The 23,659-nt window shown below is 34.5% G+C and carries 25 protein-coding genes and 1 other RNA gene; 2 read left to right on the plus strand and 24 right to left on the minus strand.

Annotated elements, in window-relative coordinates; genetic code table 11:
• Positions 1–3: 3 nt before the first annotated feature.
• From BUA89_RS08775 to BUA89_RS08810, 8 genes are all read right to left on the minus strand, one after another.
• Positions 4–912, minus strand: coding sequence for a hypothetical protein (locus BUA89_RS08775; protein WP_072955924.1), 909 nt, complete (start codon positions 910–912; stop codon positions 4–6).
• A 17-nt stretch (positions 913–929) separates the two neighbouring features.
• A complete protein-coding gene (locus BUA89_RS08780; RefSeq protein WP_072955928.1) occupies positions 930–2,645 on the minus strand; it encodes a phospho-sugar mutase in 1,716 nt (571 codons plus the stop codon).
• A 92-nt stretch (positions 2,646–2,737) separates the two neighbouring features.
• Positions 2,738–3,094, minus strand: a complete 357-nt coding sequence (locus tag BUA89_RS08785; protein ID WP_072955931.1) for a four helix bundle protein — start codon at positions 3,092–3,094, stop codon at positions 2,738–2,740.
• A 92-nt stretch (positions 3,095–3,186) separates the two neighbouring features.
• A complete protein-coding gene (locus tag BUA89_RS08790; RefSeq protein WP_072957074.1) occupies positions 3,187–3,888 on the minus strand; it encodes a GIN domain-containing protein in 702 nt (233 codons plus the stop codon).
• Positions 3,889–3,895: 7 nt separating this feature from the next.
• Positions 3,896–4,627, minus strand: a complete 732-nt coding sequence (locus tag BUA89_RS08795) for a DUF3667 domain-containing protein (RefSeq protein WP_072955933.1) — start codon at positions 4,625–4,627, stop codon at positions 3,896–3,898.
• Positions 4,628–4,644: 17 nt separating this feature from the next.
• A complete protein-coding gene (locus BUA89_RS08800) occupies positions 4,645–5,022 on the minus strand; it encodes a hypothetical protein (RefSeq protein WP_072955935.1) in 378 nt (125 codons plus the stop codon).
• A gap of 4 nt (positions 5,023–5,026) precedes the next feature.
• Positions 5,027–5,977: a glycosyltransferase family 2 protein gene (locus BUA89_RS08805; RefSeq protein ID WP_072955937.1), complete on the minus strand. Its 951-nt coding sequence runs from the start codon at positions 5,975–5,977 to the stop codon at positions 5,027–5,029.
• Between the two features lie 16 nt (positions 5,978–5,993).
• On the minus strand, positions 5,994–6,593 hold the full coding sequence (locus tag BUA89_RS08810; protein WP_072955939.1) for a DUF4199 domain-containing protein: 600 nt from the start codon (positions 6,591–6,593) through the stop codon (positions 5,994–5,996).
• A 130-nt stretch (positions 6,594–6,723) separates the two neighbouring features.
• Here BUA89_RS08810 and ffs point away from each other — a divergent pair.
• Positions 6,724–6,821, plus strand: an RNA gene (ffs, locus tag BUA89_RS08815) — signal recognition particle sRNA small type.
• Positions 6,822–6,926: 105 nt separating this feature from the next.
• Here the strand turns inward: ffs and BUA89_RS08820 are convergent.
• The 7 genes from BUA89_RS08820 to gyrA all read right to left on the minus strand — a co-directional run bounded on the left by BUA89_RS08820 (position 6,927) and on the right by gyrA (position 16,125).
• Positions 6,927–7,613 (minus strand): metal-dependent hydrolase, encoded by a 687-nt coding sequence (locus BUA89_RS08820; RefSeq protein ID WP_072955941.1) that lies wholly within the window; start codon positions 7,611–7,613, stop codon positions 6,927–6,929.
• A 418-nt stretch (positions 7,614–8,031) separates the two neighbouring features.
• Positions 8,032–8,961, minus strand: a complete 930-nt coding sequence (gene menA, locus BUA89_RS08825; protein WP_072955943.1) for a 1,4-dihydroxy-2-naphthoate octaprenyltransferase — start codon at positions 8,959–8,961, stop codon at positions 8,032–8,034.
• Positions 8,962–8,972: 11 nt separating this feature from the next.
• Positions 8,973–10,472 carry a PH domain-containing protein gene (locus BUA89_RS08830; RefSeq protein ID WP_072955945.1) on the minus strand — a complete coding sequence of 500 codons (1,500 nt, stop codon included), beginning with the start codon at positions 10,470–10,472 and terminating at the stop codon, positions 8,973–8,975.
• On the minus strand, positions 10,456–11,001 hold the full coding sequence (locus BUA89_RS08835) for a PH domain-containing protein (RefSeq protein ID WP_072955947.1): 546 nt from the start codon (positions 10,999–11,001) through the stop codon (positions 10,456–10,458). Before BUA89_RS08835 ends, BUA89_RS08830 begins: the two co-directional genes overlap by 17 nt.
• Before the next feature lie 125 nt (positions 11,002–11,126).
• Positions 11,127–11,963, minus strand: a complete 837-nt coding sequence (locus BUA89_RS08840) for a 1,4-dihydroxy-2-naphthoyl-CoA synthase (protein ID WP_072957077.1) — start codon at positions 11,961–11,963, stop codon at positions 11,127–11,129.
• A gap of 500 nt (positions 11,964–12,463) precedes the next feature.
• Positions 12,464–13,495 (minus strand): tetratricopeptide repeat protein, encoded by a 1,032-nt coding sequence (locus BUA89_RS08845; protein ID WP_072955950.1) that lies wholly within the window; start codon positions 13,493–13,495, stop codon positions 12,464–12,466.
• A 29-nt stretch (positions 13,496–13,524) separates the two neighbouring features.
• Positions 13,525–16,125, minus strand: a complete 2,601-nt coding sequence (gyrA, locus tag BUA89_RS08850) for a DNA gyrase subunit A (RefSeq protein ID WP_072955953.1) — start codon at positions 16,123–16,125, stop codon at positions 13,525–13,527.
• A gap of 148 nt (positions 16,126–16,273) precedes the next feature.
• On the opposite strand from gyrA, the gene BUA89_RS08855 reads away from it, so the two are divergent.
• Positions 16,274–16,588 (plus strand): DUF4286 family protein, encoded by a 315-nt coding sequence (locus BUA89_RS08855; protein ID WP_072955956.1) that lies wholly within the window; start codon positions 16,274–16,276, stop codon positions 16,586–16,588.
• An 81-nt stretch (positions 16,589–16,669) separates the two neighbouring features.
• On the opposite strand, the gene BUA89_RS08860 is transcribed toward BUA89_RS08855, so the two are convergent.
• The 9 genes from BUA89_RS08860 to uvrA form a co-directional block, all read right to left on the minus strand.
• Positions 16,670–16,858 carry a hypothetical protein gene (locus BUA89_RS08860; RefSeq protein ID WP_072955959.1) on the minus strand — a complete coding sequence of 63 codons (189 nt, stop codon included), beginning with the start codon at positions 16,856–16,858 and terminating at the stop codon, positions 16,670–16,672.
• A 101-nt stretch (positions 16,859–16,959) separates the two neighbouring features.
• Entirely contained in the window at positions 16,960–17,151 is a 192-nt protein-coding gene (locus BUA89_RS08865; protein ID WP_072955961.1) for a hypothetical protein, read from the minus strand.
• A 90-nt stretch (positions 17,152–17,241) separates the two neighbouring features.
• Positions 17,242–17,532: a hypothetical protein gene (locus BUA89_RS22900; protein WP_143152301.1), complete on the minus strand. Its 291-nt coding sequence runs from the start codon at positions 17,530–17,532 to the stop codon at positions 17,242–17,244.
• Between the two features lie 108 nt (positions 17,533–17,640).
• On the minus strand, positions 17,641–18,135 hold the full coding sequence (locus BUA89_RS08870) for a GNAT family N-acetyltransferase (protein ID WP_072955964.1): 495 nt from the start codon (positions 18,133–18,135) through the stop codon (positions 17,641–17,643).
• A gap of 2 nt (positions 18,136–18,137) precedes the next feature.
• Positions 18,138–18,650: a DUF421 domain-containing protein gene (locus BUA89_RS08875; protein ID WP_072955967.1), complete on the minus strand. Its 513-nt coding sequence runs from the start codon at positions 18,648–18,650 to the stop codon at positions 18,138–18,140.
• A gap of 114 nt (positions 18,651–18,764) precedes the next feature.
• On the minus strand, positions 18,765–18,899 hold the full coding sequence (locus tag BUA89_RS08880) for a bacteriocin-like protein (protein ID WP_072955969.1): 135 nt from the start codon (positions 18,897–18,899) through the stop codon (positions 18,765–18,767).
• A gap of 143 nt (positions 18,900–19,042) precedes the next feature.
• The gene (locus BUA89_RS08885) at positions 19,043–19,441 is read right to left on the minus strand and encodes a hypothetical protein (RefSeq protein ID WP_072955972.1); all 399 of its coding nucleotides are present in this window, start codon (positions 19,439–19,441) and stop codon (positions 19,043–19,045) included.
• A gap of 197 nt (positions 19,442–19,638) precedes the next feature.
• A complete protein-coding gene (locus tag BUA89_RS08890; protein ID WP_072955975.1) occupies positions 19,639–20,457 on the minus strand; it encodes a hypothetical protein in 819 nt (272 codons plus the stop codon).
• Positions 20,458–20,535: 78 nt separating this feature from the next.
• Positions 20,536–23,367, minus strand: coding sequence for an excinuclease ABC subunit UvrA (uvrA, locus tag BUA89_RS08895; protein ID WP_072955978.1), 2,832 nt, complete (start codon positions 23,365–23,367; stop codon positions 20,536–20,538).
• Positions 23,368–23,659 lie beyond the last annotated feature (292 nt).

Consider the following 23,659-nt stretch of genomic DNA (forward strand, 5'->3'; position numbering starts at 1 on the left):
TATTTAATACTCTCTTTCAATATTTATTCTTTTATGAATCTCTTCGTCAGGAACTTTTGCATCAAAAAGACTCATTAATTCTTTCGATTTTTTAGCTACATTAGAATTCGGATATTTTTTTATAATCCTGTTGAATTCTTCCCTGTTTTCATCATATATAGTTCCGTCCGAGTGCTCATGAGTTGGTGTATTATCCATCCCGAATAAATAATCATATAAATAATTATTGTATATTTCTTTTACCTTGGAAAGTAATAGACTTTTAGGATATTTTTTAATAAAATTCTCCCAAAAAACTGTTCTTTCTCCTAACTCCTTCCACGAAATTACCAATCCTGCGTCAGCTGAATAAAGACCTTCACTTTCTTTCGCTAACTGCTCGATATATACATTATAATCCGGAGTTACTTTATTCTTAAATACAGAAAAATAATGATCAGGAACCGACCAGATTTCGGTATATCCTTCTCCTACTTCTGTAAATTCAAGACCTCCTTTCTTCAGTTCAGCACTCAGTTTCTTGATGTTTTCAGGAAACTTATAGCTGTTACTTTCGGAATCATAATAATTCACATATTCTTCCAGGACTTTACTCTGACTTTCACTTAAACAGGCTGTATACTTTTCACGAATTTTGATATAATCTTCGTACAATTTATCATTCTGTTCAGGCGAATTCTGAGCAATTTCTTTCTCTGTTTTCTGTTGATACCATTGAAGTGCCGTAATATAATCTTCCGTTTTATTTTTAGAAGAACATGCAGTATCAATAGGTTTAAACAAATCTTCTTTCGATTCTGCTTTCGAAATTGTATCATTTTTAATCTTTCCTTCAGAAGTTTTTGATACTTCTTTTTTACAGGAAAAAATAGAAATCAACAGAATAAAAGCCGCTACACTCTTTTTTATCATCAAGATAATCTTTGAAATTAATCTAACTTCAAATCCTTTCTTACTTCTTCAATTTTTGCCTCTAAAGACTTCAATTTATCTCTGAAATCCGCTTCAGAAGTAATTGAATCTTTTACAGAGATATAAAATTTAATCTTTGGTTCTGTTCCTGAAGGTCTTACACAAACTTTCGTTCCGTCCTGCGTGTAATAGATCAATACATTCGATTTTGGAATGTCATTCATTACCTGCTTCTCGCCTTTAGAAACAATAAAATTAGTTTGTTCCTTGAAGTCTTTCACTTCTTCAACCAATGAACCTGCCAGTTCTTTCGGAGGATTTTCACGGAAATTCTTCATCATATTCTGAATTTCTTCTGCTCCGTCTCTGCCTTTTCTAACCAAATTCACCAAACCTTCGTAATACATTCCGGTTTCCTGATAAATTTCGATCAGATATTGGTACATTGTTCTTCCGTTTGCTTTACACCAAGCTGCGATTTCACAAGCTAGGACGATACTTCCACAAGAATCTTTATCACGAACGAAATCTCCTGTCATGAATCCGAAACTTTCTTCACCACCACAAACGAATTTTTCTTTTCCTTCGAAATCACGGATCATTTTACCAATCCATTTGAATCCTGTTAATCCAACTTTACAGTCAACACCGAATTTCTGAGCGATATCAAAGAAAATATCTGAAGTTACAATCGTAGAACCGATGAATTCTTTTCCGGTGATTCTATCCTGCTTTCTCCATTCGTTTAAAATATAATAAGTAAGAATTGTATTCGTCTGATTTCCATTTAATAACTCAATTTCACCATCCAGATTTCTTACTGCAATTCCTAATCTGTCACCATCCGGATCGGTTCCGATAACAATGTCCGCATTGGTAATTTTTGCTAAATCCATTGCCATTTCCAGTGCTGCAGGTTCTTCCGGGTTTGGAGAATCTACAGTCGTGAAATTTCCGCTAGGAATCATTTGTTCTTTAACTAAATCAATTTTTTTAAAACCCGCTTTCTCCAAAGCTTTTGGAACTGTCGTATAAGTCGTTCCATGGATTGATGTGAAAACAATATTTAAATTTTCTTTTCCAACATCTTGGTATGTAGAGTTTTCAATACACGCATCAATGTAAACATCGTCCTGCTCTTCTCCGATCCATTCGATTAAATCATCGTTTCCGTCGAATTTAATATCTTCAAATTTTGTAGAATACACTTCATTAATGATCGCTTCATCATGTGGCGGAACGATTTGTGCGCCGTCATTCCAATATACTTTGTAACCGTTGTATTCAGGCGGATTGTGAGAAGCTGTCAATACAATTCCTCCGCTACATTTTTTGTCACGAACCGTGAAAGATAATTCAGGAGTCGGTCTGTGATCCTTGAAAAGCAATACTTTAATTCCATTTGCCGTCAAAACATCGGCTACCAATTTCCCGAATTCTTTTGAATTATTTCTAACGTCATAAGCAATTGCAACTTTAATTTCTTCTCCTTGAAACTGCTTTAACATATAATTTGCAAGTCCCTGTGTTGCTTGACCTAACGTGTATTTATTTAAACGATTGGTTCCGACACCCATAATTCCTCTCATCCCTCCTGTTCCGAATTCCAGCTCTCTGTAAAAAGAGTCTTCTAAATCCGGAGAATTGCTGTCAATTAATACTTGAACTGCATCTCTTATTTCCTTATCGAATGTGTCGCTTAACCAAAGTTTTGCTTTTTCTAATGTTGACATATTTGTATTTCTATTTTGTAATTTTAATTGGTTGGAAGCTGGAGGCACGGAGCTCGAAGTTTTCCATCATCCCGCTTCAGGCTTTCAGCCTATTATTCTTTTATTTGGTTTCTAAATGCTATAATCTGATTCATAAGACTATAACTTTCATTGTATAATTTATTAAAATCTTCTTCTGAAATATATTTTCTGTTTTTTGATTTATACAAACAGGTTACAATTTCAGCTAAAGACCTAATTGAGTATCCCAAAAACTTTCTAAATTCTAACTTTGACTGCAAAATACTTCCTTCAGAAATATTAAGTACAATAGAATCAGAAGCTCTTCTAATTTGTGAAGTTAGGTTAAAGGATTCGTCTTTTGGAAAATTTTGAGTCAATTTAAAAATATGCTCCCCAAAATCCATAGACTTTCTCCAAATAATCAATTTCTCAAATTTGAAACTCATGATTTAATATTTGTGTGTTTTAATCTTCTAACTTATATTCAAAAGTGCGTTTCAAACTTCCATCCTCCATCTTCCCGCTTCCAGTCCTTTGTCTAATCTAATTTTTTATTCTCAACCCTCGTATCTTTATCAATTTTAAAAGCACGAATCGGGTCATTATAATAAATGAATTTCGCGGTGTTCTGAATATGTCCTTTTAATGAATCTTTTACATTGACTTCTGCGTAATTTCCATTTTTAGAATCAATATTCAGGTTTTCGATTTTCCAATACGGGGAGATCAAACTTGCTGTATCAGATATCTTTATCAGTGCATCTTTGGTTTGTCCTAAGAAATTCGCCCTGCTTCGGTTCAGCATTTCAACTTCTGCCCTTCTCGTATTTACCGAACCCATAAAAGTAGCGTTATTTTTTAAATTAAGCTTAAAATTATCGGTCTTAATTTCGCTTGAAATATTCATTTCCACCGAATCGGAAATCGATACTTTTTCCAGACTGTATTTGGAATAAATCGTTACATTGTAGAAATCAACACCTTTTGTACCGCGCTTTTCTTTGATGCTTAATGTTTTATCATTGACATCGACATCAAGATTATTAGCAATATTCGGGTAGGTTTCAATTTCAACAAAATTTTTGGTTCCTCTTGCATAAAATACGCGAAATTTTCCGCTGAGATCAAGATTCACAAATTCTGCAACATCTACATCTTTCCTTTCAATTGTTCCTTTCGGAGAAACTTTTCCACAGGAAACTACCACCATCAAAATGAATGTGTAAAATATTTTTTTCATATTTAATTTAAAATATTGCATATAAAATTAAACTTATCGCCGTACTTTCAACTCCCATCAAAACATAAAGAACCAATACCCGCCACAGTAAACCTGATTTTGAGTACGATTTTTTAAAAGCATTCCAATATGTAATTGCCGGGAAAAGAACAGAAAGACCGAATATAATTTTGTCGATGAAATCGAAAATCTTTGAGACAGGTTTCCATAAACCAATCAGACTCACGATATCGTCGAACAAAAATAAGATTAAAATTCCTAAAAGACTTACTGTTCCGATGATAAAATGCTCGGCAATATTCAAATTTATTCTTTTGAATAAAAAATACGCATTGATGGCGAGCATCGGAATGATTACAAACAAAATCGTTTTGGAATATTTTGAGAAAAAATTTTTTATATCCAGAATATCTTCTGAAAGAACTTCTGTAGGCGAAAATTTCTCATAAAAATGATAACCCAGTACATTAAAACCAAAAAGAATCAGTAACAACGATATAAAATTGCTGTATCTGATTCTTTTTCCTGCAATATAATCCATCGCCGTTTGTCCGGGTCTGAACGAAATATGTTTTAATGTATGGAAAAATTTGGCTTCAACATGCCAAATTGATCCCAGAATATCATTTTTGATTAATGAATGTGGAGTTATTCTTGATGTGTCAGATTTTTGTCCGCAATGAGAGCAATACTCACCGGAAATTGAATGACCACAGTTTAAACAACTTTTTTTGTTCATTCTTTAATGCATCACATTTAATTTTTTATTTTCCTGTAGAACCACGTCGCCGGAACCTCTTTTTCTGAGGACAACAACAGGAAATCCTTATCAACATAGGAAATTTTCAATGATGCAGGTTTTTCTGCTCCATTATATTTAATCATTAACTGATCGCCTTTTTGTTCATAACTTCCAGGAGAGTTCATAGAAATTAAAGAATGATCTTTATTAAAAATTAATTTTCCGGTACCATACTTAGAGTTATTTTGTTTCAGCTTTAAAGTATCAACATTATTGATGACAACTCCATCATATACCTCAATAAACTCCCATGAACCTACAATACCTGCTGATTTACAAGAGTGCAAAAATAATACGATGACTCCGAAAAATAATAATTTAAAAATTTTCATTCAATTAAATTACTTCGTCAATATTGTAATTCTTATGTTCTCTGTTCGTTCTGATGATCATTTCTCCTAAAAATCCAGCTACAAAAAGCAAAGTTCCCATGATCATCATTGTTAAAGCAATATAAAACCACGGATTGTTAGTAATTAAATGTCCGTAAATTCCTTTGGCAACATCAATTAATTTTGAAACTCCCAACCAAAGTGCAGAAAGAAAACCAACGATAAACATCAACGTTCCAACTGCTCCAAAGAAATGCATCGGTCTTCCTCCAAAACGACTTACAAACCAAAGGGTTACCAGATCCAGGAAACCTCTGATAAATCTTTCTGTTCCGAATTTTGAAGTTCCGTATGGTCTTGCCTGATGCTGAACCTCTTTTTCTGTAATTCTCCTGAAACCTGCATTGGCAGCCAAAACCGGAATATAGCGGTGCATATCTCCATATACATCGATCGTTTTTACCACCTGTTTTTTATAAGCTTTCAATCCGCAATTGAAATCGTGAAGCTCAACTCCTGAAACTTTTCTTGCTGCTGCATTGAATAATTTTGACGGAACATTTTTCGTCATAACATTATCAAAACGCTTCTTTTTCCAGCCGGAAACAATATCGTAATTATTTTCAATCACCATATTGTAAAGCTCCGGAATTTCTTCAGGAAAATCCTGTAAATCAGCATCCATTGTGATGATTACATCTCCATTTGTTCTTTCAAAAGCAGCATGAAGTGCCTGTGATTTTCCGTAATTTTTGGAAAACTTAATTCCGTGGATCTGAGGATGCTGTACTTTAAGATTCTCAATAATACTCCACGACAAATCTGTACTTCCGTCGTCTACAAACCAGATTTCATATGATAAACTGTTTGATCTGCAAACATTGTCAATCCTTGAAAAAAGCTCTTCCAGAGAGGCTTCTTCATTCAGTAACGGAATAACTATAGATAAATTCATTTAATTTTAATAAAAATTATTCTTGATTTTGTTGTTCCTGATAAATCGTTCTTGTTCTAAAAAACGCTCCGAAAAACACCGACAAAACTACGTAAAATATAAGAATTGCCGCAAAATATCCTGAAAAATGACTTGCCGTAAGCATATCTTTCCCTTTTACAGCCTCCGGAGCAAAGCTTGGAAGCCTTTCTTTATACTTCTTATCCAGCTCATCAATGTCTTTCTGATGCTTCAAAACCTTTCTGGCAGACTCATATTCTTTATCCATTTCTGCTTTTTGTCTGGTCACATACTGGTAATTCAGGAGTTTTTTTGCATCAGGATCAACAAAATTTAAAAAAGCATAAATGCTGAAAATGGAAAGAATTCCCCCAATGAACATCGGAACGAAGGCTCTTTTAAAAGCTTCTTTAAAAGTGACCACTCTATTGTTGTTCCAATAAGATTTCACGGACCAAAACGCTACACCAGCATAAATAAGCGGTAGCACGAAAGCATTGGCTTTCAGTGAAATATCAAAATAATTAACTCCTGAAAAGAAGTAGTACACCACGAAAAAAACAATCATCGTAGCTCCAAACAGTAAAATTCCTAATGTGGAAGGGCTTTTTGTCATATCTAAATTTTTTGAAAATATTGAAAAATTATTAAGCTGAATTTCAGCAATCTACCTTTATCAGCGCATTTTTTCAATTAATTTTCTGTAATAATGTTTTGAAGTTTATAAAATATTCCTACCTTTGCAACGGCAAGTCCTAAACAACCAGCTCCTGAGAATCCTCCAGGGTGGGAACGCAGCAAAGGTAATCGGTCGTAGCGGTGTGATTTAGGTAGCTTGCCATTTTTTTTTGGTTTAAGTTGAAGAGAGGTAATTTGAGAATTATCTTTTTTTATGTCTAAACTTTCCAACATTTCTATTTTAATTTTCAAATTACCTGTCAAGATTTATTTAAAATTCGAACGTCTCTCCCAATTTTGGTAAAACAAGTTCTACATTTTTATCTGCAAAATGCTTCTGTGCACTTTCATGATTAATTTCAATAGCAGGGAACGTATCAAAATGACACCCGATCACTTTAGGCGTTTTTAATAGTTCTGCTGCTGCGAAAGCTGCCTTTCTCGGACACATCGTGTAGTGACTGCCAATCGGAAGGATTGAAAGGTCTAAATTCCCATATAATCTTGGAAATAACTCCATATCTGCCATTACACCTGTATCACCAGCCAAATAAAGATTCTTCCCTTCAGGAAGTCTAAAGATATATCCTACCGGAACGCCTCCATAGCTTCCGTCAGGGAACGAACTTGTGTGGTGAGCCGGAACCATGGAAATTTTAAGATCGTCGATTTTTGCTGATCCTCCTAAGTTCACATCATCTGTATTTTTTGCAGATTTGAAATATCCACAAATTTCAGGAACTGCAATAAGCGTAGCTTCCGGATGATATTGAAGCACTTCTTCCAAGTCTGCGATGTGATCTCCATGTGCGTGGGTCAATAAAATATAATCGATTTTCTGAGCTGTGATGTCAAACCCTGATTCTGCTTTTTTATAGTTATAGAAAGGGTCGCATAAAATCGTTTTGTCTTTGTAAGTGAACAAAAAACAGTTTTGTCCTAGATATTGTATTTTCATAATTTTTATATTAGTAAAGTTAAAAGTAAGATGGTGCAAATAGAACCAATATTATTCATTACAAAATAAAGCTTGTTGGTTAAATCCTTTTTAAATAAAGAAATTATTGCCGGAATAATGAAATAAACTACCAATAATAAAGAAAGGTAATATTAAATATCCAAGCCCCATTGCGCCTCCATCATCCATAAAGATTATTGAGGATGAATAAATAAAAAAAGGACTAAAAATCAATATAAAAATTGATAATATTCGATTCACATTTTTTATTTTTCTATTATCCATTTGTTTTACGTTAAGAGCTTGACAGTTGCAAGAACCGTTGAATAACTTATATCATTTAATTACTTCTAAAACATTTTTAATCCTTTTCTAATAAGGATTGAGCTTAAAAGCAGATTGAATTCAAAAGTTCTATTTAATGAAAAAAGTTAAGTCCGAACGCTGTAAGAACAGCCATTACGAAAGTCATGATTCCTACTTGCTTCAAGAAAGGATCAAGTTCTCTTGGATTTTTTACGGCCATAATTTTTCGTCTCAGTTTCATTAACGGCAGCAATAAAATCATTACGATGAAAACATAATAATTCTGAGTCTGGAAAAATCCGTTTACTCCTAAAAACATCAAAATCAGGATTAATGGCAGCTGTAGCAGAATCATTTCATAAATCATCGCATTTTTGAAGCCGATTCTTAATGCGAAACTATTTTTGCCTGACAGTTTATCGCTTTCAATGTCTCTCATGTTATTTAAGTTCAAAACGGCCATACTCATCATTCCTATAGCTGTTCCCGGTAATAGCATATCCCAGCTGAACGATTTTGTAAACAGAAAATAACTCCCGCAAACTGAAACCAATCCGAAGAAAATAAACACGAAAATATCTCCCAATCCCATGTATCCATAAGGCTTTTTACCTACTGTATACCCAATTGCTGCCAAAATGCTTGCTACTCCCAAACCAATGAAAATGTAAAACTCATTCATATATTTCGGAATGAAAGCCACATATAAAAGTGCAATTGTCGCTACAAAAGATAAGATTGAAAAAAGAATTACCGCATTTCTCATTTGTTTTGCCGTAATTTTTCCGGATGCTACTGCTCTAGCTTCCGCTTCTGAAGCTCTCTTTGCATCTGTACCTTTTACGCCGTCTCCATAATCATTTGCATAGTTGGAAAGCACTTGGTATAACAAAGTCACGACCAGTGCCAATGCAAAAATTTTCCAGTCCCAGGTTTCTCCTTCACCATAAAGCCTCCATTTTGCGATGAAAGCTCCCATTATAATTCCGCTAAGTGACAGCGGCAATGTTCTCAGCCTTGCGGCTTTTATCCAATCTGACATGAATATTTGATTTAAATATTTTTAGAAGTTTCAATTTTATACACGCAGTAATTCATTAATTTTCTGAGTTTTCCAAAATGCAAAGCCTCTATTTTAAAGCATCCTGCGGAAGTATAAAATGTGATGCTTCCCAAGTTTGTTTTTCTTTGCCAAAAATACTGAGAAATTTTCACAGTCTGAAGCTTTTCCACTTCAAAAGTTCTGCAATCAATATCCCAGATTCCGGATTTTACACTGACAAATCTTTCATTGTAAAACAATTTTAAATTTTTAAATGAAATAAGAATAAGTAATTCCGATAAAATGACGTAGCTGACTGCTAAAAACCAATAGTTTATCAATAGATCTTTTTCAATAAAGAAGACCAAAAGCAAAGGAAGTACAACCCATTTAAAAGTATTCACGATAATCAGCCTGAAATTAGGCTTCAGACAATCAGTAAATACCGGTTTTTCTTTCCATATTGCGGAAATCAATTTTTCTTTTTCAAGGTCGTTAATCCCGGGAACGGCAGAAATATTCTTTTCTTCCTCTTCGTCTTTTCCGATTTGGAGAAATTTCACAAAAGAAATTCCCATTTTTTTCTGAATCCAATTCTGAGTTTCGGTAATAACCTGTACTTTTGATTTGTTAACAATAGAATTCCGTGTATTAAACAAGCCATATTCCAGAGAAAAACTCTGATTATTTTCGGTGATTTTAAAATCAAAATATTTGATGATCGTTCGTATCGAGTTGATTAATATCCCTAAAATAATAGCAATCAGTACAATTCCTAAAATAACAGGAACAGAGAATGCAAGGAATTGAGATTCTAGAGTGTCGTAATCTAATTTTGGATCAAAATTTACTTTTTTAAGCAAATTATTAAGTTCAGAGAAACCATAAATCACCAAACTGACTAATGCGAGAAAACTGCGAATATAATTGGCTGTAATCCCGTATTTCAATAAGCTGAAGGTCGAAATTTTAAATGAGCGGACTTCATTTTTTTCAGGCTTAAAAACTTCATCAGGATCATCAGTATTTTTTAGAACAACACTTTCTTCTAATAAATATTTTTTCAGATCTACAGCGTTTTGTTTTGTAAGCGCAGAAATTTTGACTTCTTTCTCGGAACTTCCGGGAGTGTCGATTTCCAGTTTGTAAATATTAAAAAAACGATGAACAAAAGGCTGTGAAATATTTACCTCCTGAATATTCTCTTTTTTGATTTTGGTAACTGAAGTATTGATGATTCCTTCATGAATTACAAATTCACTGTTTTCTTCGTCGATATAATATTTGAAATGATAATACTGTAAAACCGCGGCAATAATAAGCATTAATACAATAACAGAAACCGCGAGAATAATCATCCAAGGTTCCACTCTGTCTTTCTTTACAAAAAAAAGGATGATAAAAACCCAAAGATTTTTAACCACCATTCCTATATTATACAGAAAAAGAAGAACGATGCCTGTTTTAGACTGTCTCTGAGGCTGAAAAAAAGAATTATGCTTCTCCTCCATCTTCTGTTTTTTCTTTCGAAATGCTTTTGCGGATCAAAAGGTTTATGCCTTCTGCAATATCTTCCGGTAAACCGTTAATGGAAACATCTCCTCCATTCACTCCGGCTGTAAATACCGAAACCGATTTTAAATTCAACAGTTTTGAAAACCAGCCTTGCTCAACTTTGATATGCTGAATTCTGTTAAACGGAACAATAATTAACGTTCTTTTTAGCCAACCATGCTGGTAAACCAAATCTTTTTCCCGGACTGCATATTTCCTAAATTTGAAGCCTACTAAAGAATTCAGAAAAAGAAAAATTATCAACAGAAAAATTCCAATGATGATTGCCCAAAACTGTAGCTTACTAAGATTAAAATAGAAGAAATAAAAAACCACAGAAACCGCCCCAATTAAGAAAAGCGAAAACAGACTGATATTCAATAAAATAATCTGAAGATATTTTGGCGACACTGCGGTAAGCTTCAAATCATTAAAATCGGGAATTTCGAGATCGAAAATCTGAGGATTTTGAAAGTTTTGTTCCATATTATAAATCTCCCGCAGATTTTACAGAGAAGGCAGACTATTATTATCTGCAAAAATTCTATGAAATCCGCGAGAGTGTGTTTAAGAAATTTGAGAACCAAATTTATATTGCTGAAGCCCGGTTTCTAAGAAATCCATTTATCTTTTCCGAAATCCGGCTTTCTTTTTTCCAGGAATGCGTTTCTTCCTTCTTTTGCTTCCTCGGTCATATAAGCCAAACGGGTTGCTTCACCCGCAAAAACCTGCTGACCAACCATTCCGTCGTCTGTTAGGTTCATTGCAAATTTCAGCATTCTAATAGAAGTCGGCGACTTCGCTAAAATTTCCTGCGCCCATTCGTAAGCTGTATCTTCTAATTCATCATGAGGAATTACGGCATTTACCATACCCATCTCAAATGCTTCCTGAGCGGAATAATTTCTTCCTAAGAAGAAAATTTCACGGGCTTTTTTCTGTCCTACCATTTTTGCTAAATAGGCTGAACCGTAACCACCGTCAAAACTTGTAACATCTGCATCGGTTTGTTTGAAAATAGCATGTTCTTTACTGGCCAATGTAAGATCACAAATCACATGAAGAGAATGACCTCCGCCAACAGCCCATCCCGGAACAACTGCAATAACCGCTTTTGGCATGAAACGAATCAATCGCTGAACTTCTAAAATATTCAACCGGTGTCTTCCGTCTTCTCCCACATATCCCTGATGTCCTCTTGCTTTTTGATCTCCGCCGCTGCAGAAAGCCCAACCTCCATCTTTTGGGCTCGGTCCTTCTCCTGAAAGCAACACAACACCTATTGAAGGATCTTCTGAAGCATCATAAAAAGCATCGTATAATTCTGAAGTTGTTTTGGGTCTGAACGCGTTGCGAACTTCCGGTCTGTTGAAAGCAATTCTCGCTACACCATTACATTTTTTGTACGTAATATCTTCGTATTCTTTGACGGTTTTCCACTCGATCATTTCTGTAAAATTTTCCCAAAGATACGGAATTAGAGAGAATTTTAACATTGATTTTTAATGATAAATCTTGGAAATTTATAAAGGTATTTGGTATGAAATTTAATTTTTTTGATTGTTTTTCATGCTTGAAATTATTTTTTAGCGCAAGGTTCACTAAGATTTTTTTTGACTACTGTTTGTTTTTAAGTTACACAAAGGCATTTCACTTATAAAAAGAACCCCAAGTATAATAAAAAATGAGTGTTATTTGGAAAGAAGAATCTATAATGCGATTGGAGATTCTTAACTATGCTTCTGAACTTTGTTCGTAGACCTTCAGTCTATGTTCTGAATGACAAAACGCTAGTACTAACCTCTAAAAAAATTGGCTAAAGCCGAATTGAATGTTGGTTATTTAAAAACGAGCTAAAGCCCATTCCTATTGAACAAAAATATACTTTTTTAAATAAAAAAAACCGAAACAGATGTTCCGGTTTTATATTCATTTGAAGTAATGAAAATTATTTAGCTGGTTGTTTTGCCAATTCAGCTTCTTTAGCTTTCATTTCGTTCACTTTTGCTGTATTTTTTGTAATACTGTAGATTTCTTTCAACATTTGAACCGCATTGATATCATTTGGCGTTGCCTGATACCATTTTTCAGCGAAAGGTAAAGCTTTGTTAAATCTTTCTTTTCTTGCATCGATAAGCTTTGTAGCATCATCAGGCTTTGTTTTTCTAAGCTCGTTGATTTCTTTTACAGCTACTTCGTCGTCTCCGATCGCAGTGTATACTAAATTCTGATATGCATTAGAAAAATCAGGCTTCAATTCAATAGCTTTCTGGAAAGAAGTAATTGCATCGTTTGCTGTTGCAGGATTTTTTGACTGAAGAACTCCCAAATTGTACCAATTGGTAGCATCACTAGGGTTTTTAGCCAGTTGCTCCTTAAGGTTCTGCATGAATTTATCTGTATTACCAGATGCATACAATGCACTTCCCTGATATTCTTTTAGCTTTGTGCTATTTGGGAATTTTGCCAATCCTTTTTCAATAAGTGCTAAAGCTTCTTCATTCTTTTTATCGTTGATTAACAAAGTAGCCAAAGTTTCATACAAATCCTGCTCTACACTTGGAGACTGCTCAGTTTTGAAATCTGAATAGTCTTTTGAAGACGTTTTCTTCAATAATTCCCAGGTATTTTTGTCATAACTTGCTACCTGACCACTTTTGTTATCTTTTGCAGTATACGTAGTTTCAACACCTGTGTACCCTGAATTGATTAGATCTGTATAAATTTTTGTAGCCTGAGGAATATCGTTTGCCAAAGCATAGTTAAGACCAGCGTAATACATATATACTTTATTATCCTGTCCGCTTGTCTTCAGCAAGTTGTAAACTTCCATAAACTTAGGAGCTGCTACGACATAGTTTTTTGCATTATATGCATCCATTGCCGCTTTGTTGGCTTCCTGCAGCTGAGCATTCACATCTTTTTGACCAAAAGCAAAAGATGACGCTACAATAGCCATACCCAAAATTAGCTTTCTCATAATCACTATTTTATATTAATTGTACAATATTATTCTTCCGAATCGGAATTCTCAGTTTCCTCAGAAGAGTTTTCATTTTCTTCCTGAGGTGCTTCTGTATTGTTTTCCTGGTCATCAAATAGAGATCCTATTACCCCTTCTTCATTTCCTTCCAAATCCTCTTCCTCTTCTTCTACATCTTTATCCATTTCTACTTTCGCGATGGCAGCAATTTCGTCATTCTTTTTAAGGTTGATCAGTCTTACGCCTTGTGTATTTCTACCCATTACTCTCATCTCATCCATATTCATTCTGATCGCAACACCAGATTTGTTGATAATCATTAATCCATCTTCGTCTGTTACATTCTGAATGGCAATAAGATTTCCAGTTTTTTCGGTAATATTCAGGGTAATAACTCCTTTTCCGCCTCTGTTGGTAATTCTGTAGTCTTCTACTGCAGTTCTCTTACCGTATCCTTTTTCAGATACCACAAGAACCGTTTCGTTCTCCACATCGTTCACAACAATCATACCAATTACTTCATCATTGTCTTCCATAGCAATACCACGAACTCCAATAGAACCTCTACCTACTTCTCTTACTTTTTCTTCAGGGAAACGGATACATTTACCATTTTTCGTAGCAATCATGATTTGAGAAGTTCCGTTTGTTAAATAGGCACCTAACAATTGGTCATTATCTCTGATTTCGATAGCATTTACCCCATTTACTCTCGGTCTTGAATACGCTTCCAATGACGTTTTCTTAATCGTTCCGTTTTTCGTTACCATCACCACACTCATCTGATTCACATATTCAGAATCTTTTAAGTTGTTGGTTCTGATGTATGCTTTGATCTTGTCGTCCGGCTCGATATTGATTAAGTTTTGTACAGCTCTTCCTTTAGCCGTTTTAGATCCTTCAGGAATTTCAAATACTCTTAACCAATAACATCTTCCTTTTTCCGTAAAGAACAACATATACTGGTGATTGGTCGCAGAAACGATATACTCCAAGAAATCGGCATCTCTTGTTGTTGCCGCTTTATTCCCTACACCACCTCTGCTTTGGATTTTGTATTCTGAAAGAGAGGTTCTCTTAATATATCCTGCGTGGGAAATGGTAAGAACTACAGATTCATTCGGGATAATATCTTCGATAGACATTTCACCACCTGAATAATCGATTTCCGTTCTTCTTTCGTCGCCGTATTTTTCTTTAATTTCAATTAATTCATCCTTAATGATCTGGAATCTTCTTGGTTCATTTGCCAAAATATCTTCCAAATCAGCAATTTCTTTCATGATTGCATCGTACTCATCACGGATCTTATCAAGCTCCATTCCTGTTAAACGGGCAAGACGTAGATCTAGAATCGCCTGAGCCTGAATTTCAGAAAGTTCGAAAGCTTCAATTAATCCTTCCTTCGCAGCCTGTGGATTGGCAGAGTGACGGATAATTGAAATCGCTCTGTCTAAAGAATCCTGCGTCCCGATCACTTTCATGAAACCTTCCAAGATATGAGCTCTTTCCTTCGCTTTTCTAAGCTCATACTGAGTTCTTCTTACGATAACTTCATGTCTGTGATCCACAAAATGGTGAATGATATCTTTTAGGTTCAACTGCTCCGGTCTGCCATGAACCAACGCAATATTATTAACACTGAAAGACGTCTGAAGCGCAGTATATTTATATAATAAATTTAAAACAACATTTGGGATTGCATCATTTTTCAATTCATAAACAATACGAAGTCCTCTTCTGTCGGACTCGTCTCTGATTTCGTAAATTCCTGGAATTTTTTCTTCTTTAACAAGCTCGGCAGTTCTTGCAATCATTTCTGCTTTGTTCACTTGGTAAGGAACTTCGTTGACGATAATTGCATTCCTGTTTCCGATTTCCTCGAAAGCTACTTTCGCTCTAAGAACGACTCTACCTCTACCTGTATGGAAAGCATCTCTTACTCCGTCATACCCATAGATAATCCCACCTGTAGGGAAATCCGGAGCGATGATGTGCTGCATCAGTTCATCAATGGTAATTTCTTTATTGTCGATGTAGGCACAGATAGCATTTACAGACTCCGTTAAGTTATGCGGAGCCATATTGGTTGCCATACCTACTGCAATACCGGAAGTTCCGTTTACCAAAAGATTAGGGATTTTTGATGGTAAAACTGTTGGTTCCTGTAAGCTGTCGTCGAAGTTATTCTGGAAATCTACCGTTTCCTTGTCTAAGTCTGAAAGAACCTCATCCGATATTTTTTTCAGTCTTGCTTCGGTATAACGCATTGCTGCAGGCGGGTCTCCATCCATAGAACCAAAGTTTCCCTGGCCGTCTACCTGAGGATAACGCAAGCTCCAGTCCTGAGCCATTCTTACCATTGCATCATATACAGAGGAGTCTCCGTGTGGGTGGTATTTACCTAAAACGTCTCCAACAATTCTCGCAGATTTTAAATATTTTCTATTAGAAAAAACCCCTAATCCATACATACCATAAAGCACTCTTCTATGAACGGGTTTTAAGCCATCTCTTACGTCTGGTAGCGCTCTTGAAACGATAACCGACATCGAATAATCGATATAAGATGACTTCATTTCATCAACAATGTTGATAGGAATCAGTCTTTCTCCTTCTTTTTGCATAAACAAATTTTATTATAATGATAGTCAGACCCTTAGCTGCAGGGCTGAAAATTATTCTTTTCGAATTTTTATTAACGGGCTAATTTACGAAAAATTTGCCGATTTTTGCGGTAGAATTTATTCAAAAAATCTTAAAAATTCATAAAATATGAGCGTATTGAGTATAACTTTCCACTGCACGAAAACTCACCTTGAAGAATGGGAAAATTATATTGATGAAACATTGGTTTTGATGACAGAAAATTTAATGGATGTTGATAAATATATGCTTTCGGAGGTTCACAGTGATTATATAGAAGAGGGCAAAAACTACAACCTTCTTTTGATTTTTGACAATGATGATCTTAGAGATGATTTTGTAAAAAGTGAGCTTGAAAACATTGCAGAAAGAATCCAGACAAAATTCGGACAGGAAGTAATGGTTTTTAATACTTTCCTGAATCCTAAAAAATCACGTTTATAAAATTTTAGCTTAATACTAAACGAAAATTAGTTTAAATAAAAAGTCCTGAAAACTTATCTTCAGGACTTTTTCTATGTATCATTATGAAATAGTATTCATAGATTTTCTTTCAAAAATCAAATCTGTCTGAGACTGATTTATTTTCTTCTCCAGCATTCCGTGAGGTCTTCTTGGTGGTTCAGGAGGTCTGGGCGGTCTTGGAGGCGGATGGCAGGCGCTTGTTGCATATGCCAATAGAAATGTTCCGAAAATTTTAAGTAAAGATTTCATATCATTTATTTTTTGGTTGATTTAAAATAAACAATGTAAATGCCAATTTCTGTTTTAAAACTAAAAAAGCACCGAAATATCAGTGCTCATATTTTTTTTCTTTACTTCCATTTGTGATGACCTCTTCCGTGCCCTTTGTGATGTCCGTGTCCGTTACCACCTTTCTGATAGATATAGACTTTTTTTGCCTGTCCGGGCGGCAATCCTCTTCTGCCGTGATGCTCGTGAACAATACATGAAGTTAACATAGATGCAACTATTACCACACCAAAAATCTTAATTAAACCTTTCATTTCTTTTCTTTTTCAAATTTCGCAGTTCAGTATATCAATGTTGATGCCAAACTTACATTAAAAATGACTGTCTAAAACAGCCATTATTATTTATAAATTGACAATAACCACTGGTCTGCTATGGTAAACACGAGGATGTCTGTATCTTTTGTGAGAATAATATCTGTGTGGTCTTACGGGTCTATAATAATGTCTTTTATAATAATGTCTCGGAGGCCTGTGATACGCCACTCTTTTATAATGTGGCCTGTGCGGTCCGTGATAATAATGCTTGTTGTGGCCATGGCCATGTCCGTGTCCTCTCTGAAGCGGTGAAGCATTGAAAAAAGAAAAGGATAAAACGATCAAGAAGAATCCTACAATTTTAGTCAGCATTTTCATAAACAAATTATTTTCAAATTACATCTCGAAAACATTACAATACTGATGCCAATAATGCATTATTATTAGATTCTATAAAATTTTTAAGAAACTTTATTACTTTTTTTGTTAAAAAATAGAATTACTTCTTCTTTCAAGCATGATGACATCTTTCCATTCGCCGTTCAGCTTGCCTATTTTCCTTCTGGTTCCTACCGTCTTAAAACCATTTCTCTGATGAGCTTTTAAAGCGCCCTCATTTTCCGGAAATATATTAGTCTGGAGGGTCCAGAATCCGTGATCTTCGCTATCTAAAATCATCTTTTTAAGCAGAACCGAACCCAATCCTCTTCCCTGGTAATCATTATCAAAATAAATGCTTACTTCTGCCACTCCTTTAAAAGCCTCCCTTTTACTCACCGGTTTCAGAGCGCACCACCCAACCACTTCGTTGCTTTCGTTTTCCAAAACCCAGCGGCAATGGTTGAAATAATCTATATTCCAGGCTTCGGCAGTGGGAACTGTGGTTTCGAATGTAGCAATTCCGCCTTCGATTCCCTGTTTAAATATTTCCAGAACTCTGGCTTCATCTTTTGGAAGCATTTCTCTCAGTTCGTAATTCATGGTTAATAATATTTTCGTTTATTTTTTCTTTTAATTCTGGAATAATTGGTCTGCTTACTTGTTTCATCTTCGGAAACCACACTGATATTTCCATCTACTTCCAATACTGAAAGCTTAACATTTTCAATTCCTTCAACGCCGTGCTCCCTAATGGCTTCCTCCAGCTCATCTTTGGTAATCTTCACTCGATGCAAAGCCTGATCATCAATTTTCCCATCTTTAATTAAAATCACGGGATCTTCTTCCAGAAAACTTTCAAATTTTCTATTGGTAAACATTAACCTTTTAACAATAAAATTTGCTCCAAAAAGTACCAAAGCTGCAATCAGTCCGCCTTGGAGTGATGTATCCTGTCCTACCATCGCATTCTGAACCGCATTAGAAATCAGCAACAGCAAAACCACATCCCCTGCATTGAGCTGGGAAAGCTGGTTTTTACCAAACAGACGGATGGCAATCATCATGAAAAGGTAAACACAAAGCGAACGTATAACGACATCTAAAATGGGATTCATGACAGTTAATATTAACTATCAAATGTATTGATTTTTTGTGCTTGATTAGGGAATCGGAAAGAAAAAAAAAGAATACACAAAAAAACCGCCTTTAGTGAGAAGCGGTTTTTAATTTTAAGGACATGTACCAATCGGAACGGTACTGCAAACGGTTTTGTTTAATCTTTCACAATACACGCAGTATTGTTTTGGCGCACCACCGTATACCGATTTCAGATCGGCTTTGGTCAGTTTCTTTAAATTTTTCATATTGTTTTAATTTTGTGCATTAAAGATAAAACGAAAATTATTATTGATTATTATACGTTTTTTATTAGAAATTTCGAGATTTCATTACAAAATAAAAGCCACGCAGAATTCTGCGTGGCTTTTTATAAAAGATTTTATGAATATTATCTGTTATCGATTTCCAACGTTACAGGCATTACATATGTATATGCCAATACATTTTCATTTAGTTTTTTACGGTTTATTTTAAAATTATTCAATACATTTTCAATCTCCTTACTTACATTTTTGCAGTCACCTGTGGAATGAATATTTACAATTTTACCATTTTCTGTAATTTCAAATTTTACTTCTGAATTTACAATTCCTTGTTTATATTCGTAATTCGTAAAATCAAAATTTCCTATTAGTTCTTTTCTTATTTCTGTAAAAGTGTCATTATTTTTATTCAATTGAACTTCTTGAATTATATTATTTGAATTTTGTGCCTTTGCAGTATTCATTACAGCCATAAATCCGCAAACGAAAAGTGAAGCGATAAATATTTGAACTTTATTTTTCATAACTCTTTGGTTTTAAATGTTATATTAAACTGTTTTACTATTTCTTTACCAAAGATATATAAAATAATTTACAATAATTTTACATTGAGTTAACATTAAGTTAACATTGAAATTTAAATTATTGATTTACAGTGTTATAAATTTGAAAATTTTTTAAAATTTAATATTGGGAGTTAATTTTCACATAAAACCAACAATTATAGGCAAGGTAAACCTAAAAGGTCCATTTCAGAGTTCCATAGATATTTTATTTTACCTTTCTCACTTATTTCAAAAATTGCTCGTTCAGGAAATTGGCAATACGAATCTGAATTTTTTTTATACCATTTAAAATCATCATAAAAAGTGAAATACAAATTTTTATAGTTAGAAAAAACTATGGGATTATATTTTCTATTCCCATGAATCATTTCTGTATTTTTTTTTGACGCAAAGTTTTTAATTTTTTCATTGACTTCTATATAATCTTTACCATAATCTAAAGGGATTTCTTTTTCGGATGCAATCAAAGGATTTCCTATAATATTTTTATCTACATTTAAAATATAAGCTATGTAATCATTTTCACACTCATTAGATTGAAAAACAACTCTCTTCACTTTACATATTTGATATGATTTTGTTCCATAAGTAAAGAAACTTTCTTTTATTTTCTTCTTAAAAACATCTTCAAATTTTTTATTATAAATCAATTTATCTACAAAAAGAGTATCATAATATTTATAATTTTTCATTTCTTTACCATAAATCCAGGGAAGTGAATCTCGTGTTATAAAATCTTGATATTCCTTTGATAATGGCAGATTCTCATTATCAAACTGAACAGGAATACAAATAGCAAAATCTTTATCCGTCAATTGATAAACACCAAAAATCGAATTAGCATCAAATGTGTAATTTTCTTTTGCTTTAACGCTATCCTTTTTATTCTTAACAATAGATTGAGAAACGGGCTTTTCTTTTTTACAGGAAAATAAAATAGAAGCAATTACTACAATAACTAAATAATTTTTCATTATGGTTTTAATTTAATTAAAAATAAAAAAAGGAATCTGCATTCACAAATTCCTTTATATAACTAAATTGATTATCCATTACTCCAACTCCCTCTTCAAAAACTTCCCCGTCAAACTCTTCTTCGACTTCACAATTTCCTCAGGAGTTCCCTGCGCAACAATCTGTCCGCCGTGTTTTCCGCCTTCCGGACCAACGTCGATGATATGATCGGCTAATTTGATCACATCCATATTATGCTCAATAATAATGAACGAATTTCCTAATTCCACCAACTGATTAATCGCGTCCATCAAAATTTTCACGTCTTCAAAATGAAGACCGGTTGTTGGTTCGTCGAGAATGTACAATGTATTTCCGGTTTGTCTTTTCGCCAGTTCCGTTGCCAGCTTGATACGCTGAGCTTCCCCTCCTGAAAGCGTCGTCGATTGCTGCCCCAACGTAATATATCCCAAACCGACATCCTGCAAAGTTTTCACTTTCGCAAAAATCTTAGGAATCGGCTGGAAAAATTCTACCGCTTCATCAATCGTCATATCCAACACATCGGAAATCGATTTTCCTTTGTAGCGAACTTCCAGTGTTTCTCTATTGAAACGTTTTCCGTTACAAGTTTCACAATGTACATAAACATCGGGTAAAAAATTCATTTCAATCACCTTCAAACCACCTCCCTGACAAGTTTCACATCTTCCGCCTTTTACATTGAAAGAAAATCTTCCCGGTTTGTAACCACGGATTTTAGATTCTGGTAATTCTGCAAAAAGGTTTCTGATATCTGTAAACATTCCTGTATACGTTGCAGGATTTGAACGTGGCGTTCTTCCAATCGGAGTCTGGTCTACATCTACGATTTTATCGATATGCTCAAGACCTTCAATTTTTTTGTAAGGTAAAGGTTCCTGAACAGCTCTGTAGAAATGTTTGTTCAGAATTGGATACAAAGTTCCGTTGATCAAAGAAGATTTTCCGCTTCCTGAAATCCCTGACACGACTACCAATTTTCCCAAAGGAATATCAAGCGTTACATTTTTAAGATTATTTCCTGTAGCGCCTTTTAATACGATATTTTTACCATTTCCTTCCCTTCTTTTTTCAGGAATGGCAATTTTTCTTTTTCCGTTAATATATTGAGCAGTAATCGTATTGGCTTTTAATAAATCTTTCGGTTTTCCCTGCCAAAGAATTTCACCTCCGAATTTTCCGGCTCTCGGACCAATATCCAATACCTCATCGGCTTCTAAAATCATGTCTTTGTCATGCTCTACAACCAAAACAGAATTTCCTATATCACGAAGATTTTTTAATGAATTAATCAGTCTTTCGTTATCTCTTTGGTGCAATCCGATGCTTGGTTCATCCAGAATATAGAGAACATTCACTAACTGAGAACCGATCTGCGTTGCCAGACGAATCCTTTGAGATTCTCCTCCTGAAAGCGTTTTTGAACTTCTGCTCAAACTTAAATAATCCAAACCAACATCCAGCAAAAACTGTAATCTGGTTTCGATTTCTTTTAAAATTTCGTGAGCAATAATTTTATTTTTTTCTGAAAATTTATCTTTAACATCAGCCAACCAATCTTTCAAATCAATTAAACTTAATGCATTCACCTCAGCAATATTTTTTCCGTCGATTTTAAAGCTTAAACTTCCCGGTTGAAGACGTGTTCCTTTACATTCAGGACAGATTTCTTCTGTTGTGAAATGTCTTTCCAGCAAAATGGCTTCGTAAGATTCTCTTTCCTCAATTAGTTCTTCCATAAAAGGAATCAAACCATCAAAACTAATCTTAATTTTCTTGGTAATTCCTGCGTATTTTAAATCTTTATTGAATTCTTTGTGACACCCGTTGTAGATATAATCCAACGCTTCTTCGGGAATATCCTGAAACGGAGTTGCTAAACCTAAACCGAAAATTTCAAGAATATTTTTAATCTGAGAAAGAATCCATTTATTAGACTTAATATCTTCCAAAGGCAGTAAACCTCCCTGATTGATCGACAATTTCGGATTTTCAACAAAATAATCGGTGTTAATTTTCTTAATGGTTCCTAAACCTTTACAACTTGGGCAACTTCCTTTCGGTGAGTTGAATGAAAATGTATTTGGTTCTGGTAAAGCTAATGAATGACCAGTTTCCGCGTCCATCAAATTTTTAGAAAAATATTCAATATCCGTACTTCCTAATTTTTGAATTCCGATCAAACCTTCTCCCATTTCCATGGCTGTTCGCAACGATTTTTCCATTCTGGCTTCGGAAGCAGATTCGCCAATGATCCAACGGTCGATGACGATGTCGATGTCGTGGGTTTTGTAACGGTCAAGCTTCAAATCATATTCAATATCCTGCAATTCACCATCTATTCTTGCCTGTCCGTATCCTTTTTTTGCCATTTGCACAAAAAGTTCGTGATAATGTCCTTTTCTGGAACGAACAACAGGCGCCATTAACATGATTTTCTCACCTTTATAATTTTCCTTGATGGTTTCAAGAATTTGATCTTCCGTATAACTCACCAGCTTTTTCCCTGTCGTCTGTGAATACGCATCGGAAACTCTTGCAAACAAAAGACGTAAGAAATCGTATAATTCTGTGACAGTTCCAACTGTTGAACGTGGGTTTTTGTTGGTTGTTTTTTGCTCAATCGCAATTACGGGAGACAATCCTTCGATTTTATCAACATCGGGACGTTCCAGACCTCCCAAAAACTGTCTCGCATAGGCAGAAAACGTTTCGATATAACGACGCTGACCTTCTGCAAAAATAGTATCAAAAGCCAACGAGGATTTCCCGCTCCCGGAAAGTCCGGTAATTACGACCAATTCGTTGCGCGGAATTTTTACATTGATATTTTTTAAGTTGTGTTCACGGGCTCCGTAAACTTCTATATATTCTGTTGATTTACTCATAATTTGGGGTGATTTTACCTGAAAATCACGATGTGCAAAATTACGGATTTTTTAGGAATTTTTTGTGTTAAAAAGTGTTAGTTTATTTGTACTGGTTTATCTGTTTTTTATTTTTAAATTAAAGATTTTTACTTGTATTGAGATCCTTTGACAAGTTTGGGATGAAATAGTTTTCATATGAACTGTTTTTATTTTCCCGAAAATAAAATATACAAAACACTTTTGCAGTGTCATCCTAAGCGCAAGCAGTTGAAAGGGATTATCAGTGAACATCGAACAAAAATACTCTTCA

The organism is Chryseobacterium arachidis, from assembly GCF_900129245.1.
Classification (GTDB): Bacteria; Bacteroidota; Bacteroidia; order Flavobacteriales; family Weeksellaceae; genus Chryseobacterium; species Chryseobacterium arachidis.

Excerpts from the sequence above, each read along its gene's own strand:
- BUA89_RS08890 (WP_072955975.1), bottom strand. The coding sequence starts at position 20,457 with ATGAAAAATTATTTAGTTATTGTAGTAATTGCTTCTATTTTATTTTCC.
- BUA89_RS08820 (WP_072955941.1), bottom strand. The coding sequence starts at position 7,613 with ATGAAAATACAATATCTAGGACAAAACTGTTTTTTGTTCACTTACAAA.
- BUA89_RS08790 (WP_072957074.1), bottom strand. The coding sequence starts at position 3,888 with ATGAAAAAAATATTTTACACATTCATTTTGATGGTGGTAGTTTCCTGT.
- BUA89_RS08800 (WP_072955935.1), bottom strand. The coding sequence starts at position 5,022 with ATGAAAATTTTTAAATTATTATTTTTCGGAGTCATCGTATTATTTTTG.
- BUA89_RS08880 (WP_072955969.1), bottom strand. The coding sequence starts at position 18,899 with ATGAAAAATTTAAAGAAACTGACCAAAGCCGATCTGAAATCGGTATAC.
- BUA89_RS08775 (WP_072955924.1), bottom strand. The coding sequence starts at position 912 with ATGATAAAAAAGAGTGTAGCGGCTTTTATTCTGTTGATTTCTATTTTT.
- BUA89_RS08810 (WP_072955939.1), bottom strand. The coding sequence starts at position 6,593 with ATGACAAAAAGCCCTTCCACATTAGGAATTTTACTGTTTGGAGCTACG.
- BUA89_RS08885 (WP_072955972.1), bottom strand. The coding sequence starts at position 19,441 with ATGAAAAATAAAGTTCAAATATTTATCGCTTCACTTTTCGTTTGCGGA.
- BUA89_RS08860 (WP_072955959.1), bottom strand. The coding sequence starts at position 16,858 with ATGAAATCTTTACTTAAAATTTTCGGAACATTTCTATTGGCATATGCA.
- BUA89_RS22900 (WP_143152301.1), bottom strand. The coding sequence starts at position 17,532 with ATGAAAATGCTGACTAAAATTGTAGGATTCTTCTTGATCGTTTTATCC.
- menA (WP_072955943.1), bottom strand. The coding sequence starts at position 8,961 with ATGTCAGATTGGATAAAAGCCGCAAGGCTGAGAACATTGCCGCTGTCA.
- BUA89_RS08870 (WP_072955964.1), bottom strand. The coding sequence starts at position 18,135 with ATGAATTACGAACTGAGAGAAATGCTTCCAAAAGATGAAGCCAGAGTT.
- BUA89_RS08875 (WP_072955967.1), bottom strand. The coding sequence starts at position 18,650 with ATGAATCCCATTTTAGATGTCGTTATACGTTCGCTTTGTGTTTACCTT.
- BUA89_RS08865 (WP_072955961.1), bottom strand. The coding sequence starts at position 17,151 with ATGAAAGGTTTAATTAAGATTTTTGGTGTGGTAATAGTTGCATCTATG.
- gyrA (WP_072955953.1), bottom strand. The coding sequence starts at position 16,125 with ATGCAAAAAGAAGGAGAAAGACTGATTCCTATCAACATTGTTGATGAA.
- BUA89_RS08780 (WP_072955928.1), bottom strand. The coding sequence starts at position 2,645 with ATGTCAACATTAGAAAAAGCAAAACTTTGGTTAAGCGACACATTCGAT.
- BUA89_RS08840 (WP_072957077.1), bottom strand. The coding sequence starts at position 11,963 with ATGATCGAGTGGAAAACCGTCAAAGAATACGAAGATATTACGTACAAA.
- BUA89_RS08785 (WP_072955931.1), bottom strand. The coding sequence starts at position 3,094 with ATGAGTTTCAAATTTGAGAAATTGATTATTTGGAGAAAGTCTATGGAT.
- BUA89_RS08835 (WP_072955947.1), bottom strand. The coding sequence starts at position 11,001 with ATGGAACAAAACTTTCAAAATCCTCAGATTTTCGATCTCGAAATTCCC.
- BUA89_RS08845 (WP_072955950.1), bottom strand. The coding sequence starts at position 13,495 with ATGAGAAAGCTAATTTTGGGTATGGCTATTGTAGCGTCATCTTTTGCT.
- BUA89_RS08830 (WP_072955945.1), bottom strand. The coding sequence starts at position 10,472 with ATGGAGGAGAAGCATAATTCTTTTTTTCAGCCTCAGAGACAGTCTAAA.
- uvrA (WP_072955978.1), bottom strand. The coding sequence starts at position 23,367 with ATGAGTAAATCAACAGAATATATAGAAGTTTACGGAGCCCGTGAACAC.
- BUA89_RS08855 (WP_072955956.1), top strand. The coding sequence starts at position 16,274 with ATGAGCGTATTGAGTATAACTTTCCACTGCACGAAAACTCACCTTGAA.
- BUA89_RS08805 (WP_072955937.1), bottom strand. The coding sequence starts at position 5,977 with ATGAATTTATCTATAGTTATTCCGTTACTGAATGAAGAAGCCTCTCTG.
- BUA89_RS08795 (WP_072955933.1), bottom strand. The coding sequence starts at position 4,627 with ATGAACAAAAAAAGTTGTTTAAACTGTGGTCATTCAATTTCCGGTGAG.